The organism is Achromobacter ruhlandii (assembly GCF_902859695.1).
Lineage (GTDB): Bacteria > Pseudomonadota > Gammaproteobacteria > Burkholderiales > Burkholderiaceae_B > Achromobacter > Achromobacter ruhlandii.
Genome location: NZ_CADIJL010000021.1, coordinates 59,490 through 76,081, shown reverse-complemented (window position 1 = coordinate 76,081; position 16,592 = coordinate 59,490). Strand labels below are relative to the sequence as shown.

At 69.1% G+C, this 16,592-nt stretch carries 17 protein-coding genes; 9 read left to right on the top strand and 8 right to left on the bottom strand.

The window, feature by feature from the left end; genetic code table 11:
- Positions 1-4: 4 nt before the first annotated feature.
- The gene (gene radA / locus HV742_RS22085; protein WP_049073077.1) at positions 5-1,369 is read right to left on the bottom strand and encodes a DNA repair protein RadA; all 1,365 of its coding nucleotides are present in this window, start codon (positions 1,367-1,369) and stop codon (positions 5-7) included.
- A 432-nt stretch (positions 1,370-1,801) separates the two neighbouring features.
- On the opposite strand from radA, the gene HV742_RS22080 reads away from it, so the two are divergent.
- Entirely contained in the window at positions 1,802-2,452 is a 651-nt protein-coding gene (locus HV742_RS22080; protein WP_175146354.1) for a hypothetical protein, read from the top strand.
- A 111-nt stretch (positions 2,453-2,563) separates the two neighbouring features.
- Entirely contained in the window at positions 2,564-3,010 is a 447-nt protein-coding gene (gene hpaR, locus HV742_RS22075; protein WP_049073075.1) for a homoprotocatechuate degradation operon regulator HpaR, read from the top strand.
- Position 3,011: 1 nt separating this feature from the next.
- Here hpaR and hpaD read toward each other — a convergent pair whose 3' ends face one another.
- Both hpaD and hpaE read right to left on the bottom strand, forming a co-directional pair.
- Positions 3,012-3,863: a 3,4-dihydroxyphenylacetate 2,3-dioxygenase gene (hpaD, locus tag HV742_RS22070; protein ID WP_054415882.1), complete on the bottom strand. Its 852-nt coding sequence runs from the start codon at positions 3,861-3,863 to the stop codon at positions 3,012-3,014.
- A 39-nt stretch (positions 3,864-3,902) separates the two neighbouring features.
- Positions 3,903-5,369, bottom strand: a complete 1,467-nt coding sequence (gene hpaE, locus HV742_RS22065; RefSeq protein WP_049073073.1) for a 5-carboxymethyl-2-hydroxymuconate semialdehyde dehydrogenase — start codon at positions 5,367-5,369, stop codon at positions 3,903-3,905.
- Between the two features lie 215 nt (positions 5,370-5,584).
- Between hpaE and HV742_RS22060 the strand changes: the two genes are divergently transcribed.
- Genes HV742_RS22060 through hpaI form a run of 4 tightly spaced genes read left to right on the top strand, consistent with a single transcriptional unit; the run spans position 5,585 to position 9,027 of the window.
- Complete coding sequence (locus HV742_RS22060; RefSeq protein WP_054415884.1) at positions 5,585-6,613, top strand: fumarylacetoacetate hydrolase family protein; 1,029 nt, start codon at positions 5,585-5,587, stop codon at positions 6,611-6,613.
- Between the two features lie 22 nt (positions 6,614-6,635).
- Entirely contained in the window at positions 6,636-7,385 is a 750-nt protein-coding gene (locus tag HV742_RS22055; protein WP_049073071.1) for a fumarylacetoacetate hydrolase family protein, read from the top strand.
- 23 nt (positions 7,386-7,408) lie between these two features.
- Entirely contained in the window at positions 7,409-8,212 is an 804-nt protein-coding gene (gene hpaH, locus HV742_RS22050) for a 2-oxo-hept-4-ene-1,7-dioate hydratase (protein ID WP_049073070.1), read from the top strand.
- Positions 8,213-8,226: 14 nt separating this feature from the next.
- A complete protein-coding gene (gene hpaI, locus HV742_RS22045) occupies positions 8,227-9,027 on the top strand; it encodes a 4-hydroxy-2-oxoheptanedioate aldolase (protein WP_049073069.1) in 801 nt (266 codons plus the stop codon).
- Between the two features lie 199 nt (positions 9,028-9,226).
- Here hpaI and HV742_RS22040 read toward each other — a convergent pair whose 3' ends face one another.
- Positions 9,227-9,946, bottom strand: a complete 720-nt coding sequence (locus HV742_RS22040; protein ID WP_020928472.1) for an SDR family oxidoreductase — start codon at positions 9,944-9,946, stop codon at positions 9,227-9,229.
- Between the two features lie 226 nt (positions 9,947-10,172).
- Positions 10,173-11,303 carry an alanine racemase gene (alr, locus tag HV742_RS22035; RefSeq protein ID WP_049073068.1) on the bottom strand — a complete coding sequence of 377 codons (1,131 nt, stop codon included), beginning with the start codon at positions 11,301-11,303 and terminating at the stop codon, positions 10,173-10,175.
- Between the two features lie 139 nt (positions 11,304-11,442).
- On the opposite strand from alr, the gene hpnC reads away from it, so the two are divergent.
- The 3 genes from hpnC to hpnE are packed head-to-tail and all read left to right on the top strand — an operon-like array spanning position 11,443 to position 14,493.
- Positions 11,443-12,273, top strand: a complete 831-nt coding sequence (gene hpnC / locus HV742_RS22030) for a squalene synthase HpnC (protein ID WP_049073067.1) — start codon at positions 11,443-11,445, stop codon at positions 12,271-12,273.
- Positions 12,274-12,292: 19 nt separating this feature from the next.
- Positions 12,293-13,156, top strand: a complete 864-nt coding sequence (gene hpnD, locus HV742_RS22025) for a presqualene diphosphate synthase HpnD (RefSeq protein WP_175146353.1) — start codon at positions 12,293-12,295, stop codon at positions 13,154-13,156.
- Positions 13,153-14,493, top strand: coding sequence for a hydroxysqualene dehydroxylase HpnE (gene hpnE, locus HV742_RS22020; RefSeq protein ID WP_175146352.1), 1,341 nt, complete (start codon positions 13,153-13,155; stop codon positions 14,491-14,493). The genes hpnD and hpnE overlap by 4 nt, the downstream gene beginning before the upstream one ends.
- 60 nt (positions 14,494-14,553) lie before the next feature.
- On the opposite strand, the gene HV742_RS22015 is transcribed toward hpnE, so the two are convergent.
- The 3 genes from HV742_RS22015 to HV742_RS22005 form a co-directional block, all read right to left on the bottom strand.
- Positions 14,554-14,946, bottom strand: a complete 393-nt coding sequence (locus tag HV742_RS22015; RefSeq protein ID WP_049073065.1) for a CrcB family protein — start codon at positions 14,944-14,946, stop codon at positions 14,554-14,556.
- Positions 14,947-14,950: 4 nt separating this feature from the next.
- The gene (locus HV742_RS22010; protein ID WP_049073064.1) at positions 14,951-15,505 is read right to left on the bottom strand and encodes an HdeD family acid-resistance protein; all 555 of its coding nucleotides are present in this window, start codon (positions 15,503-15,505) and stop codon (positions 14,951-14,953) included.
- A gap of 127 nt (positions 15,506-15,632) precedes the next feature.
- Positions 15,633-16,592: a tripartite tricarboxylate transporter substrate binding protein BugE gene (locus HV742_RS22005; protein WP_059271517.1), complete on the bottom strand. Its 960-nt coding sequence runs from the start codon at positions 16,590-16,592 to the stop codon at positions 15,633-15,635.

Below are 16,592 nucleotides of genomic sequence, written 5' to 3'. Positions count from 1 at the left end.
CCCGTCAGCGCAGCTTGTCGAGCGCGGCGTCGAGCCGGTCCACCGCCCAGATCTCCAGCCCCTCGATGGGCTGGCGCGGCGCGTTGGCCTTGGGAATCAACGCGATCGAGAAGCCCAGCTTGGCGGCTTCGCGCAGGCGCTCCTGGCCGCGCGGCGCGGGCCGGATCTCGCCCGCCAGCCCGACTTCGCCGAAGGCGATCAGGCCGCGCGGCAGGGGCCGGTCGCGCAGCGACGACATGATGGCCAGCAACACCGGCAGGTCGGCCGCCGGTTCGGTGATGCGCACCCCGCCCACGGCGTTGACGAACACGTCCTGGTCGAAGGTCGACACGCCGGCGTGGCGATGCAGCACGGCCAGCAGCATCGCCAGGCGGTTGCCCTCCAGGCCGACCGTCAGGCGGCGCGGATTGGGCGCGTGGGAGCTGTCCACCAGCGCCTGGATCTCGACCAGCAGAGGGCGCGTGCCTTCCTGCGTGGCCATCACGCAGGAACCGGCCACCTGCTGCTCGTGCTGCGACAGGAACAGCGCCGACGGGTTGGCCACGCCGCGCAGGCCGCGGTCGGTCATGGCGAACACGCCGAGTTCGTTGACCGCGCCGAAGCGGTTCTTGAAGGCACGCACCAGGCGGAACGACGAATGCGTGTCGCCCTCGAAGTACAGCACCGTGTCGACGATGTGTTCGAGCACGCGCGGTCCGGCCAGCGCGCCGTCCTTGGTAACGTGGCCGATCATGACGATGGCGATGCCGGTCTGCTTGGCCAGGCGCGTCAGCTGGGCGGCGCATTCGCGCACCTGCGACACCGAGCCGGGCGCCGCGGTCAGCTCGCCGCTGTAGAGCGTCTGGATGGAGTCGATCACGGCGACGCTGGGCTTCTGCTCGGACACGGCGGCCTGGATTGCCTCCAGGCGGATTTCCGCCAGCAGGTTGACGTTGCCGGTCTGCAGTCCCAGCCGGCGCGCGCGCAGCGCCACCTGTTCGGCCGATTCCTCGCCGGTGACGTACAGGACGTTGGTGCTTTCGGACAGCGAGGCCAGCGCCTGCAGCAGCAGGGTCGACTTGCCGATGCCGGGGTCGCCGCCGATCAGCACCACGGCGCCGGCCACCAGGCCGCCGCCCAGCACGCGGTCGAATTCCTCCAGCCCGGTGGGGGTGCGCGGGGTTTCGCGGGCCTCGATCTCGGACAGGCTGCGCACCGGGCTGCTGGAGGCCAGCGGCGCGTAGCGGTGCGCGGCCGCGGCGGCCGGCGTGGCCGATTCGACGGTTTCTTCGAGGGTGTTCCAGGCATTGCAGTGCGGACACTTGCCTTGCCACTTCGGGGTGGTGCCGCCGCACTCGGCGCACACGTATACGGTTCGGGTCTTGGCCATGGGCGCAAGTTTACCGGCACAGGCCGGGGCGCGGGGTCGTCGGCGGGCAGTCGCAATGCGCCTTTTCCCGCGCGTTTGGCGCCGTCTTGGTGCAGCACCCTTTCAATCTGCTTGCATAAACAGGGACGGTCTACAGTTACACCATGCAAACACAAGAAATTCGCTGGCAGATTTCTGCAAATCGCGCATAATCATCGGGTGATGCGCAATGTTGAACCGTCGGTTATGTGGCGGCATACCCGGCGCCGCCGCCCAACAGGGCGGCACGACGGGAATCGCGGCGCATCGCGAGACGCTTGGGCCGCGCACGCGGCCACCTAAACCGGAACAAGACCCGATCCTGCACGAGACCGCCGGACCACCGGCGCGGCACAGGCCCAGGTCAAACGCGGATGCGCCCTGCCACCAGGCGCATGCGCGAGGAGTACGCGCATGAGCATTGCCTATCGCCCCCCCTTCGACGAAGACGACGAACTGGATTTGCGCGCCCTGTATCGCAAGCCCAGGGCCGGCGGCAGCCCCGAACTGGAAGCGGCCGTGCGTCGCACCTGGCACCCCGGCCGCAGCTGGCATCCGGGCTGGGCCGCCGCCGCCTGCGCGGCGCTGGTGGCCGGCCTGTTCGCCTGGACCGACATGCGCGAAAACGCCGAGATGGCCGACCAGGCGCCGCAATTGGCGGTGTCACAGGAAGCGCCCATCAACATCGAGCGTGGCCCGGCGCCGCGTCCGATCCTGACCGAAGCGCCCGCGCCGCAGGCGGCCCCCGCCCCGGCGCAACGGACCGCATCGGCGCCGGCCGAGGCACCCAGCGCCATCCCGGCCGCGCTTCCCGCCCAGCAGGCGGCCAGCGACGCCGCGCCGCAAGCCGCCAGCGCCGAGGCGCCCGCCGAGCAAGCCAGCGCGGAACCCGTCGCCTTCAGCGAGCAGGACATCGAGGCCCGCATCGCGCACATCCGCGCCTTGGTGCAGGACGATCAGCAAGAGGACGCCGTTGCCGCGCTGCGCGAGTTGCAGCAGGGCGCGCCCGACCTGACGCTGCCCGACGACCTGCAGGAACTGGCGCAGCAGAATCCCGCTTCCTGACCTCCTTTTTCCGTTCCGTTCCCGCCCAGGCCCGCGTTCGTCGCGGGCCTGGGCGTTCACAGGCCTGAACATTCAACGGAAATAGAACGGCTTCTTGCTAACATAGCCGCCATGAGTCCGAGCTTCCACCACCGCAATCTTCCCCATCTGCTGCTTTACGCGCGCGAAACCCTGATGGCGCACTTCCGGCCGATCCTGCACGCCGCCGGCGTCACCGAACAGCAATGGCGGGTGCTGCGCACCTTGAGCGAGGTGGGCGCGATGGAACCCAACCAGATCGCCCGCAGCTGCCAGATCCTCAGCCCCAGCCTGACGCGCATGCTGGCCGGCATGGAAGAACAGGGCCTGATCAAGCGGGTGCGGTCGAACGCCGACCAGCGGCGCCAGGAAATCTCCCTGACGCCCAAGAGCAACAAGCTGATCGACCGCATGCGGCCGCAGGTCGACGCCAAGTACCAGGAAATCGAAGCGCGCATCGGCAAGGAACTGCTCGACCGTCTGTACACCGACGTCGACACCATGGTCGAACTGATCAAGCGCGAACCCGCGACGCAATGAGTCAACCGGGCACGGGCAGGATCGCGTTGATCTGCCCCGTGCCGGAACTGGTGAAGTAGTCCGTCACCACCTCGGCCGGCCGGTCGTAGGCATCCCAGCCCAGCAGCCCCAGCAGCATGGCGGTATCGTGCATGCCGCCCTCGCCCACGCACAGCTCGGCGTATTCCGGCAGCATGGCGCAGAACGTCTTCCAGTCGCCCTGGCGCCACAGGTCCACCACCCGCAGGTCGACCTGGCGGTAAAACTCGCGGCTGATCTGGTGCATGGCGGCCTCTGGGCTGCCGTTGTCGTTGAAGCGGTGCGACAGCGAGCCGCTGGCCAGCACCGCGACGCGGCTGTCGCTCTGCTCGATGGCCTGGCGCAAGGCCGCGCCGAAACGGCGGCTGTCGTCCAGCGAATGCCAGGCGCACCAGGCCGCCACCGACACCACCTTGAAGCGGTCATCGCCATTCATGTAGCGCATCGGCACCAGCGTGCCATATTCCAGTTCGAGGCTGGCGATTTCGTGCGCGCGGGTGGGGACCCCAGCTGCGCCGGCGCATTCGGCGATGCGTCGGCCGAGCGCCGGGTCGCCGCGGTAGGCGTAGTCCATGTCCTTGATGAAATGCGGCAGCTCGTTGCTGGTGTAGCGGCCGGCGAAGCGTTCGTTGCAATTGATGTGGTAGCCAGCGTTCACCAGCCAGTGCACGTCCAGCACCACCAGCGTATCCACGTCCAGGTCGCGGCAGCGCTGGCCGATGATCCGATGGCCCTGGATCGCGGCTTCGCGGCAGCCGTGATGGCGGCCGGGCATTTCAGATAGGTACATCGACGGCACGTGCGTTACTTTGGCCGCCAGCGCGAGCTTGCCCATGATGCGTGTCTCCTGTTGTTTTCGGTATCCGGGCGCCGGTCAGACGCCCCACTTCGGAATGGGGTGGCTGCCCATCGAGACGCAGACGTTCTTGATCTCGGCGAACACTTCGTAGCTGTATTCCCCGCCCTCGCGGCCGGTGCCGGATTCCTTGGTGCCGCCGAACGGCTGGCGCAGGTCGCGCACGTTCTGGCTGTTGATGAACACCATGCCGGCCTCGATGCCGCGCGCCAGCCGGTGGGCCCGGCCGATATCGCGGGTCCAGATGTAGGAGGCCAGGCCGTACTTGACGTCGTTGGCCAGCGCCAGGCCGTGGGCCTCGTCCTTGAACGGAATCAGGCAGGCGACGGGCCCGAAGATCTCTTCCTGGGCGCAGCGCATGCGGTTGTCGACGTCGGCCAGCACCGTGGGCCGCACGAAATTGCCGCCGGCCAGGTGCGCCGGCAGGCCCCGCGGCGCGTCGGCGCCGCCAGCCAGGATGCGCGCGCCCTCTTCCTTGGCCAGGCGGATGTAGCCGGTGACCTTTTCCCAGTGCTGGCGGGTGATCATCGCGCCCACATTGGTCTTGTCATCAGTCGGGTCGCCCACCACCAGGCGATTGGCGCGCTCGGCGAAGCGGCGCACGAAGTCATCGTAAATCGATTCCTGCACGAAGATGCGCGAGCCCGCGGTGCAGCGCTCGCCATTAAGCGAGAAGATGGTGAACAACGCCGCGTCCAGCGCGCGCTCGACGTCGGCGTCGTCGAACACCAGCACTGGCGACTTGCCGCCCAGCTCCATCGAGAACTTCTTGATGCCGCCCGCGTTCGCCATGATCTTCTTGCCGGTGACGGTGCCGCCGGTGAACGAGATCGCGCGCACCCCGGGATGACGCACCAGCGCGTCGCCGGCACTGGCGCCATACCCCTGCACCACGTTGAGCACGCCGGGCGGGATGCCGGCTTCCAGCGCCAGCAGGCCGAGCTGATCGGCGGTCAGCGGCGACAGCTCCGACATCTTCAGCACGGCGGTATTGCCCAGCGCCAGGCAGGGCGCGGTCTTCCAGGTCGCGGTCATGAAGGGCACGTTCCACGGCGACACCAGCGCGCACACGCCGACCGGCTGGTACAGCGTGTAGTTCAGCATCTGGTCGTCCACCGGATAGGTGTGGCCGTTCATGCGGGTGCAGACTTCGGCGAAGAAGGTGAAGTTCTCGGAGGCGCGCGGGATCAGCTGCTTGCGCGTCTGCGAGATGGGCAGGCCGGTGTCGCGGGTTTCCAGCTCGGCCAGCTGCGGCACGTTGCGGTCGATCAGTTCGCCCAGGCGGCGCATCAGCCGGGCCCGTTCCTTGGCGGGCATGCCGGCCCATTTGGGAAAGGCCTCGGCCGCGGCGGCCACGGCGGCGTCGATCTCGGCCTGTCCGCCGGCGGCCACTTCGTCAATGGCCTCGCCCGTGGCCGGGTTGAAGGTAGTGAAGCGGTCGGCGCTGTCGACCTGCCTGCCGTTGATCCAGTGCTTGATGCTCACGTGCGTCTCCTCGCCTGTCGCTGACGGCCGGCCGCCAGAACGGCAGCGGGCCGGAATTTAATTAACAAGTTAACTTTATGCGCGGCCGATGGTGCTGTCAACGGCGGAAAACCCCTGTCTCGCGGCCGCCCCGGCGATTGCCGCCGGCCGGTTTTTTTCGCTATTATTATTAACATGATAACAATATGCCGGAGGGGGCTGGTCCCGCGCCTGTCATGCCACATATCTGGATTGAGTACTCCGCCAACCTGGACCTGGACACCCGCGCCCTGATGCGCGCGGTGCAGGGCGCCGCCGTCGGCGACGGCAGCCTGTACCCGCTGGCCGGCGCGCGCACCCGCGCCGTGCGGATCGATGACTACCTGATCGCCGACGGCCATCCCGACAACGCTTTCGTGCACGTGCTGCTGCGCATCGGCCACGGCCGCAGCGCCGCGCAGCAGGCGGCATTGGGCGAACGCACGTTCCAGGCCCTGCGCGACGCGCTGGCGCCGGAAATGGCGCGCCGGCCGCTGGGCCTGTCGCTGCAGGTGGAAGAAGCCGACGCGGTGCTCAACTACAAGCACAGCAACTATCGCGAATACCTGGCGGCCCGCGCCGCCGCGCTGCCGCGCACGGTGGCGGGCGCCGCGCTCAATACGCGCCAGGCGCTGGCCGCGCTGGGCGAGGCGGTGAACGCACCGCCCTACCAGGCCGCGCCGCGCGCGCCGGTGCTGTATATCAAGCCGGCCAATACCTATGCCGCCGACGGCGACGCGATCACGCTGCCCGCCGACGTGCCCCAGGTGCGCATCGGCGCCACCCTGGGCATCGTGTTCGGCCGGCGCGCCAGCCGCGTCAGCGAAGCCGAGGCGCTCGCCCACGTGGCCGGCTATCGCGTGGTGGCCGATCTGTCGGCGCCGCACGACAGCTATTTCCGTCCAGCGCTCAAGCAGCAATGCCGCGACGGCTTCTGCCCGATCGGCCGCGCGCTGGCGCCGGTGTCGTCCGTGGCGGACCCGGACGCGCTCGCCATCGAGGTCTGGGTCGACGGCGAACTGGCGCAGCGCGCCAGCACCGCCGACCTGGTGCGACCGGTGGCCCGCCTGATCGCCGACGTCACCGCGTTCATGAGCTTCGAGCCGGGCGACATCCTGCTGGCGGGGGCCCGCGCCGACGCGCCGCTGGCGCATGCGGGCCAACGCTACGAGATCCGCATCGACCAGGTCGGCACGCTCGGCAACACGCTCATCGCCGGCGCCTGAGGCGCCCCCAACGGAACCCGCCATGAAACACGCACGCATCGCCCATGAAGGCGCCATCCACGCCGCCACCGACGCCGGCCACGGCCAGATCCGCCTGGCCGACGGCCGCCTGCTGGCCGAGGACGCGGTGACCTGGCTGCCGCCGATCGAACCGCGCACCACTTTCACGCTGGCCATCAACTATGCCGACCATGCCAAGGAACTGGCGTTCAAGGCGCCGCCCGAACCGCTCGGCTTCCTGAAGGCAGCCAACACCTTTGTCGGCCATCGCGCGCAGACGCTGCGGCCGGCGGACGTGGGCTTCATGCACTACGAATGCGAGCTGGCCGTGGTGATCGGCAAGACCGCGCGCAACGTCACGCGCGAGCAGGCCTATGACTACGTGGCCGGCTACACCGTGGCCAACGACTACGCGCTGCGCGACTACCTGGAGAACTGGTATCGCCCCAACCTGCGCGTCAAGAGCCGCGACACCTGCACGCCGCTGGGGCCATGGCTGGTGGACCGCGACGACGTGGCCGACCCGATGAACCTGGACCTGCGCACCACCGTCAACGGCGTCGAGACCCAGCGCGGCAACACCCGCGACATGGTGTTCGACATCCCCGCCCTGATCGCGTACTTCAGCGGCTTCATGACGCTGTCGCCCGGCGACCTGATCCTGACCGGCACCCCGGATGGCATCGTCAACGTCCAGCCGGGCGACGAGGTCGTGACCGAGATCGACGGCATCGGCCGTCTGGTCAACACGCTGGTGCCCTGCCCCGCCTGATCCCCCCTACCTGGATACCCCGCATGCTCGATTCCACCACCGTGCGCGCGCTGGCCGCGCGCCTGCACGACGCCGAACGCACCCGCCAGCAGATCCGCCAGATCTCGCTGGAACACCCCGACATCACCATCGCCGATGCCTACGCCATCCAGCGCGCCTGGATGGACATCAAGCTGGCCGAGGGCCGCGTCAAGCGCGGCCACAAGATCGGCCTGACCTCGCGCGCCATGCAGTTGTCGTCGCAGATCGACGAACCCGATTTCGGCATGTTGCTCGATGACATGTTCTTCGAGGACGGCGGCGACATTCCCGCCGGCCGCTTCATCCTGCCGCGGCTGGAAGTGGAGCTGGCCTTCGTGCTGGGCAAGCGCCTGCAAGGTCCCAACGTGACCCTGTTCCAGGTATACGACGCGGTCGACTACGTGATCCCGGCGCTGGAGATCATCGATGCCCGCTCGCACGGCATCGACCCCGACAGCAAGCGCCCGCGCAAGGTGTTCGACACCATCGCCGACAACGCGGCCAACGCCGGCGTGGTGATGGGCGGGCGGCCGGTGAAGATCGGCGAGCTGGACCTGCGCTGGATCGGCGCGATCCTGTCGCGCAACGCGGTGATCGAGGAAACCGGCGTGGCCGCCGGCGTCTTGAACCATCCGGCCAATGGCGTAGTATGGCTGGCGAACAAGCTGGCCGCGCACGAGGTGGCGCTGGAAGCGGGCGAGATCATCCTGTCGGGTTCCTTCACCCGGCCGGTGGCCGCGCGCCCCGGCGACACCTTCAACGTCGACTACGGCGTGCTCGGCTCCGTCAACTGCCACTTCATCTGACCTCAACGCGGCCCATGGATATCCTGACCAATCAGTTCAAACGCGCGCTGCGCGCCGGCACGCCCCAGATCGGCCTGTGGGCCGGGCTGGCCAGCGCCTACACCTCCGAGATCATCGCCGGCGCCGGCTTCGACTGGCTGCTGATCGACGGCGAGCACGCCCCCAACACGCTGCAGACCACGCTGGCGCAACTGCAATCGGTGGCCGCCTATCCGGTGGCGCCGGTGGTGCGGCCGGCCTGGAACGACCCCGTGCAGATCAAGCAGATCCTCGACACCGGCGCGCAGACGCTGCTGGTGCCGATGGTGCAGTCGGCCGAAGAGGCCGCGGCGGCGGTGGCCGCGGTGCGCTATCCGCCCGCCGGCATCCGTGGCGTGGGCAGCGCGCTGGCGCGCTCGTCGCGCTGGAACCGCATCCCCAACTACCTGGAGCGCGCCAACGACGAGATGTGCGTGCTGGTGCAGATCGAGACGCCGCGCGGCGTCGATGCGCTGGAGGACATCCTGGCGGTGGACGGCGTGGACGGCGCCTTCATCGGGCCGGCCGACCTGTCGGCCAGCATGGGCTACCTGGGCCAGCCCGAGCATCCCGAGGTCGCCCGCACCATCGACGCGGCCATCGGCCGCATCGTCAAGTCGGGCAAGGCCGCCGGCATCCTGCACAGCGGCGTGGCGCAGGCCAGGCACTACCTGTCGCTGGGCGCGACCTTCGTGGCGGTAGGCGTGGACGCGGTGCTGCTGGCGCGCGCGGCCGAAAAACTGGCCGGCGAATTCAAGGATCTCAAGCCGGTCGGCAAGGCCGGCGGGCCGTACTGAGTGCCCCGGGGAGGCCGCGGCAAGAAAAACGGCGCCCCGCTGAACTGCCCTCCGGGGAGTTGGAAGGTCAGCGAAAAACCCCCGAAGGTTGGATTGCGTCCAGCTTTCGGGGGTCAGTTCACGCGGGCGCCATCTTTTTATCGGAAGCCAGGCGCGGCGTAGCCACGCCGGGCCCCGCCGCCTGGCCCGAAGCGGGCGATCAGGAACGACCGCCCAGGCTGCCGCCGCCGTCCACGCCCAGCACCTGGCCGGTGATGAAGCCGGCGTCGTCCGACAGCAGGAAGGCGATGGCGGCGGCCACTTCGGCCGGCGTGCCCAGGCGCTTCATCGGCACCGAGGCCAGCGCGCGCTTTTCGCCTTCGCTGCCCGCCGGGCGGGTGGCGCGGAACATTTCGGTTTCGATGGGGCCCGGCGCCACCGCGTTGGCGGTCACGCCGTATTCGGCCAGTTCCAGCGCCCAGGTGCGGGTGCAGCCCACCAGCGCGCTCTTGGCGGCCGAATAGGCGGTGCGTTCCAGGCCGCCGTGGATGGCCCGGCTGCAGACGTTGACGATGCGGCCGGCGCGGCGCGCCTTCATGGATTCGATGAAGGCTTGCGTCACCTGCACGGCGACGCGCACGTTCAGGTCCAGCACGTTGTACAGGGTGGCCAGGTCGATCTCGCCCAGCGGTTGCGGCGAGGCGATGCCGACGTTGTTGACCACGGCGTCGACCGGGAATTTCTCGCGGATCTCGCGCAGCACTTCCTCGGTGCGGCCGGCGTCGGCCAGGTCACAGGCGTACAGGTAGCCCGGAAAATCGACGTCGCCGGTGTTGCGGGCGATACCGACCACATGACAACCCATGTCGGACAGCCGCTGAGTAAGCGCCCAGCCGATGCCTTTGGTGGCGCCCGTAATGAGCACGCATTTGTCCTTCATGGATCGAAACCTCGTTGTTCGTTACTGGGTCGAAAACGGGCGCTTGGGCGCCCGGTTTTTCAAGTAGACACCATCCGGCGTTACCTGTCTTGTAAATTGCGTAGCAATTCTTGCATGCTGGACACCCGGCGTCCGGGCGGGGAACCATCCGGACGGAAAATCGGACGCCGACCGGCATCCGGCAAGCCGGGGCCGGAACGCCGCCCGGGGGATGTTCAAGAAATGATCACGTATCGCGGGTAACCGGCACGCGCGGCGCCAGGGCGCAGAGCAGCTCGTAGCCGATGGTGCCGGCCGCCAGGGCGACCTCGTCCACCGAGGGGCCCTCTTCGCCCCACAGCGAGACCGGCGCGCCGACGCCCGCCGCGGGAACCGGGTCCAGATCGACGATCAGCATGTCCATGGAAACCCGTCCCACCAGGCGGGTACGGATGCCGGCCACCACCACCGGGGTGCCGGTGGCGGCATGGCGCGGATAGCCGTCGGCATAGCCGCAGGCCACGATGCCGACGCGCATCGGGCGGTCGGCGCGGAACAGCGCGCCGTAGCCAACCGAATCGCCGGCCTTCAATTCCTGCACCGCGATGATCTCGGAGCGCAGCGACATGGCCGGCTTGAGCCCGAACGCGCTGGCGTCGGCGTCGGCGAACGGCGAGGCGCCGTACAGGCAGATGCCGGGGCGGACCCAGTGCGCCTGGGCCTCGGAACCGACGGCGACCTCGGCAAAGCGCAGCGTGGCCGCCGAGTTGCAGACGCTGATGGGACCGGCCGCCATCTTATGCGTCACCGAATTGAACACGGCCAGTTGCTCGGTGATGCCCTGGGGGCCGTCGGCGCAGGCGAAATGGGTCATCTTGCCGATCGAGCCGAGCACGCCCTGCTGTTGCAGCAGCAGCGCGCGCTCGTGGGCGGCCGGATAGGCGGCGGGTGAAAAACCCAGGCGGTTCATGCCGCTGTTGAGCTTGAGCATGATGTCGACCCGCCGCGACAGGCGAGCCCGCGCCAGCATGTCGAGCTGTTCACGCTGGTGCACCGTGGTGCTCAGGTGGTAGCGGTCGACGATTTCCAGGTCGGACGGGTTGAAGAAGCCTTCAAGCAGCAGGATCGGCCCGCCCCAGCCGGCCTCGCGGCAGCGCACCGCTTCGTCCAGGTCGAGCATGGCCAGGCCTTGCGCCTTGGAGAAGCCGGCGACGGCCTGCTCGATGCCGTGGCCATAGGCGTTGGCCTTGATCACCGCCCAGATCGAGGGCGCCAGGCCGGACGCGGCGGCGGCGGTCTGGTCGAGGTGACGCCGCACCGCGGCCAGGTTGTGGGCCAGGGCGGAAACGGAAACGGTGGCGGAAATTGGGCGGGGCATGGTATGAGGTCCTGTGGCGCTTAAGTCTAACTGATCGGCGTGCCGGCGGCGCGGGGCCGCGGCTTCGCGCGTACTCTAAAATGACCGTGATCCGGCCCGCGCGGCCGGACCGCAGTCAGAACGAATGCAGGACCCGACCATGCCCATCGATCACTACGAGAATTTTCCCGTCGCCTCGCTGCTGTTGCCGCGCCGGCTGCGTGGCGCCGTGACCGATCTATACCGGTTCGCCCGTGCCGCCGACGACATCGCCGATGAAGGCGCCGCCAGCGATGACGAGCGGCTGGCGCAGCTGGCGGCGTTCCGCGCCGAACTGCACCGCATCGGCGCCGAACCGGGCGCCGTGCCCACCCCCGGCGCGCCCGCGCTGGCCGGCATTTTCGTGCCGCTGGCGGCCACCATCGCCCGCCACCAGTTGCCCATCACGCCGTTCTACGACCTGCTGTCGGCCTTCGAGCAGGACATCGCGGTCAAGCGCTACGAAGACTACGCCACGCTGGCCGATTACTGCACCCGCTCGGCCAATCCGGTCGGGCGGCTGATGCTGTGCCTGTTCGAGGCAGCCGATCCGCGCAACATGGAACAGTCGGACGCCATCTGCACCGGGCTGCAACTGGTGAACTTCTGGCAGGATGTGCGGGTCGACTGGCATAAGCACCGCGTCTACCTGCCGCAGGAAGACCTGCGCCGCTTCGGCGTCTCGGAAGAAGACCTGGCCGCCGCGCGGCTGACCCCGGGATGGCGCGCGCTGATGGCGTTCCAGGTGGAACGCACCCGCGCGCTGCTACACTTCGGCGCTCCGCTGGCGCGCCGCCTGCCGGGCCGCATCGGCCTGGAACTGCGCCTGGTGGTGCAAGGCGGGCTGCGCGTGCTGGAGCGGATCGAGGCGAGCGGCTACGATGTATTCATGAACCGACCCGAATTGGGCGCCAAGGACTGGGCCATCATGCTCTGGCGCTCCATCAAGTAAGCAAACGGCCCTGCCAACTATGACCCCTGACGAGTACTGCCAGGAGAAAGCCGCCAAAAGCGGTTCCAGCTTCTACTATTCCTTCCTGTTCCTGCCGCCCGAGCGGCGGCGCGCCATCACGGCGCTGTACGCCTATTGCCGCGAAGTCGACGACGTGGTGGACGAATGCACCGACCCGTCGCTGGCGCGCATCAAGCTGGCCTGGTGGCGCACTCAGGTCGACCAGATGTTCGACGGCAAGCCCGACCATCCCGTGACCCGCGCGCTGCAGCCGCACCTGCAGAGCTGTTCGATCACCCGCGAGCGCCTGCTGGCCGTGGTCGACGGCATGGAAATGGACCTGGACCAGACCCGCTACCTGGACTGGCCCGGCCTGCGCAAGTATTGCTGGCACGCCGCCGGCGTGGTCGGCGAACTGTCGGCCGGCGTCTTCGGCTACTCCGATCCGGCCACGCTGGTGTACGCCGAGAAGCTCGGCCTGGCGTTCCAGATGACCAACATCATCCGCGACGTCGGCGACGATGCCCGCCGCGGCCGCATCTACATCCCGGTCAACGACATGCAGCAGTTCGAGGTCAAGGCCTCGGACATCCTGAACGGCGAGTATTCCGAGCGCTTCTCGGCCCTGATGAAGTTCCAGGCCGAGCGCGCGCGCGAGTTGTACCGCGAGGCGATGCGCAGCCTGCCCGAAGCCGACCGGCGCGCGCAGCGTCCCGGCCTGATGATGGCGGCGATCTATCACGCGCTGCTCGACGAGATCGAGCGCGACAACTGGCAGGTGCTGCATCAGCGCATCTCGCTGACGCCGCTGCGCAAGCTGTGGCTGGCGTGGAAGACCTGGGTAGGCGGCGGGCGCGGACTGGTCCGCCGGTTGGCACGGTGAAGGCGGCGGTCATCGGCGCCGGCTGGGCGGGCCTGGCGGCCAGCGTCGCCCTGCGCGAAGCCGGCGCCAAGGTCACCGTGTTCGAAGCCGGCCACACGCCCGGCGGCCGCGCCCGGCGCGTGTTCCACGATGGCTTCGAATCGCCGCTGGACAACGGCCAGCACCTGCTGTCGGGCGCCTACACGCACACGCTGGCGCTGATGCGCCGGGTGGGCCGAAACCCCGATGCCCTGCTGATGCGCCGGTCGCTGCGGCTGGCCAGCCTGGACGGCCGTTTCCGGCTGTCGGCGCCGCGCCTGCCCGCGCCGCTGCACATGGCGGTGGCGATCCTGGGCGCGCGCGGCCTGTCGTGGGCCGACCGCTTTGCCACGCTGCGCCTGATGCGCGGCCTGCGCGCCATGTCCTGGACGCCGCCGCGCGACTGGACCGTGCAACAGCTGCTGCATTATCACGCGCAGTCCGACGCCCTGATCCGCCAGGTCTGGGAGCCGCTGTGCCTGGCCGCGCTGAACACCCCGGTGGCCAGCGCCAGCGCCGGGCTGTTCGCCCGCGTGCTGCGCGACAGCCTGGCCGGCCGCCGCGAAGACAGCGACCTGCTGCTGCCCTGCACCGACCTGTCGGCGCTGTGGCCGGACGCCGCCGCGCGCCAGGTCACCATGCGCTACGGCAGCACGGTGCGTCAGTTGCGGCCGGCGGAGGATGGCATCGACATCAACCAGGAACGCTTCGACGCCGCCGTGCTGGCGGTGCCGCCGGCGTTCGCCGCGCGCCTGCTGGACGCGCCGCTGCGGGCGGCCGGCGCCACCGGGCTGCTGGACGCGCTGCGCGCCTTCGACTATCTGCCGATCGCCACGCTCAACCTGCGGCTGGCCGGCCCCTGGCGCCTGCCCGAGCCCATGATGATGCTGCGCGAAGAGCCGGCCCGTGGCCACGTCGGCCAATGGCTGTTCGACCGCGCGCAACTGGCCGGCGATGCCCTGGCCGGCGATGCCCTGGCCGGCGAACTGGCGGTGGTGGCGAGCGCCGCCACCAGCCTGGCCGACCGCAACCGCCAGCAGGCCATCGAGGCCCTGATCGATCAGGTGGCCGAACAGGCCGCCGCCCATCCGCAGCGGCTGCCGCCGATGCCGGAAGTCGCGGCGGCGGAATTGTTCATCGAAAAGCGCGCCACCTTCGCGGCGGTGCCGGGCCTGACGCGGCCCTTGAACAGCACGCCGTGGCCGACGCTGGCGCTGGCCGGCGACTGGACCGATACCGGCTATCCCGGCGTGCTGGAAGGCGCGGTGCGCAGCGGCCTGGAAGCGGCGCGGGTGCTGAATCCGCGGGCCGGCGACTGAAGCGTCGCCAAGGCGCCATGCAACCGCATGGCGGCCCCGCGCCGCCGCAACGCGGGCGGCTCAGCGCAACAGGCTGGCCGTTGCCAGGCCCAACCCCGTCAGCAACAGGGATCCGAGCAAACTGAAGCCGGCGTAGCCGAGCGCGCCGCCGTACGCGCCGCGCTCGAGCATCGCCACGGTTTCGGCCGAGAAAGTCGAGAAGGTGGTCAGACCGCCCATGAAGCCGGTGATGGCCCCCAGCCGCACCCAGGCCGGCCATTCGGGATGGCCCGCCACCAGCGCCAGCACCAGCCCCACCAGATAGCCCCCGGCCAGGTTGACCGCCAGCGTGCCCCAGGGCCACGACTCGGTGTTGAGCCACAGGCTGACGAGCCAGCGGGCCCAGGCGCCGAACATGGCGCCCAGGCCCACGGCCAGGAAGTTCAGGGGAATCAGGGTCTGGTAAGCGGTCATGGACTCAGGGCGCGCGGTGCTGCTTGAGGCGCAAGGAAAAGACCAGCAGCAGTATGCCAAAGAACACGGCATAGATACCGATGACCCACACCAGCGCCAGCGCGCCGGCCCCCGGCTGCATCACCAGCATCGCGCCGAACAGGACCGACACCAATCCGGACAGCCCCAGGAACCATTCGTTGCGGATTTCCTTGCGGAAACGGATCGCGGCAATGATCTGGAACACGCCGGCCACCAGCGCCCAGATGGCGATGATGTAGAGCAGGATCAGCGCCGTCAGCCCCGGCCACAGGAAAGTGACGATGCCGGCCGCCACGCCCAGCAGGCCGACGATGATCAATGCCCACAGCGGCTTGCCGTGGTCGCGGATACGGATGCCGGCGATCAGCGCCAGCACGCCATCGGCCAGCGCGAACGCGCCCCACACCAGCACCAGCGCCGACAAGGTGATCGCCGGCATGAACACGGCCATCAGGCCGAACAGGATGGCGACGACGCCGCGCAACGCCACCCAACCCCAATGACGACCGATCTGATCCACGACTTGCGATTCAAGCATGACGACCTCCGGTAACACGTAACGGGTGACTTATCTTATTTGAATTTCCCCGCCCGTGGACCGCCTGGGCGCCGTGACCCGGTTGGCCGGAAAGGCCGTACTCCCCGGAGACGGCCGGCTCCCCGCCTTACTGCAGCTTGATCTGCGCGCGCTCGATCACCGATTTCCAACGGTCGCGCTCGGCGCGGATCTGTTCCCCGAACTCGGCCGGCGTGTTGCCCAGCGGGAAAGCGCCCGTCTCTTCCATCTTGGCGGCGGTGGCGGGGTCGCGCACCGCCTTGGCGAAGGCCTGCGCCAGCTTGTCGCGCACGTCGGCCGGCATGCCGGCCGGTCCCACCACGCCGTACCAGGCCGTCACGTCGTAGTCCTTGTAGCCCTGCTCCGCGAAGGTCGGCACGTCCGGCAGGCGCGGATTGCGCGCGGTCCCGGTGATGGCCAGCGCGCGCAGGTGGTTGCTCTTGATGTACGGCAGCGACGACGGGAAGTTGTCGAAGATCACCGGCACCACGCCGCCCACCGTGTCGGTCAGGGCCGGCGCCGAACCGCGGTACGAAATGCTGTTCATCTTGCCGCCGGTGATCTGCAGGAACCAGATCATGCCCAGGTCATTGACCCCGCCGGCGCCGGCGTTGGCGTAGCCGTCCTTGCCGGGATTGGCTCGCACGTGCGACACGAACTCGGCCAGCGTCTTCGCCGGGTATTGCGGGTTGACGCTGAGGATGTTGGGGCTGGTCACCAGGTTGCTGATGGGCGTGAAGTCCTGGACCGGGTCATAGGCCAGCTTGGGGAACAGGTGCGGCGCGGTGCCGTGGGTGCTGACGGTCGCCAGTCCCACTGTGTAGCCATCGGGCTTGGCGCGCGCGGTGGCGGCCATGCCGATGGTGCCGGAGGCGCCGGTGCGGTTCTCCACCACGACCTGCTGCCCCAGGATCTCGCCCGCCTTGGCCGCGGCCAGCCGGCCGACGATGTCGGTGGGGCCGCCGGCCGGGAACGGCACGATCAGGGTGATGGGGCGATCGGGGAATTCGGCGTGGGCGGCCGGCAACACGGCGGCCAGCGCCAGGGCGATGCAAGTCTTGCGGATCAT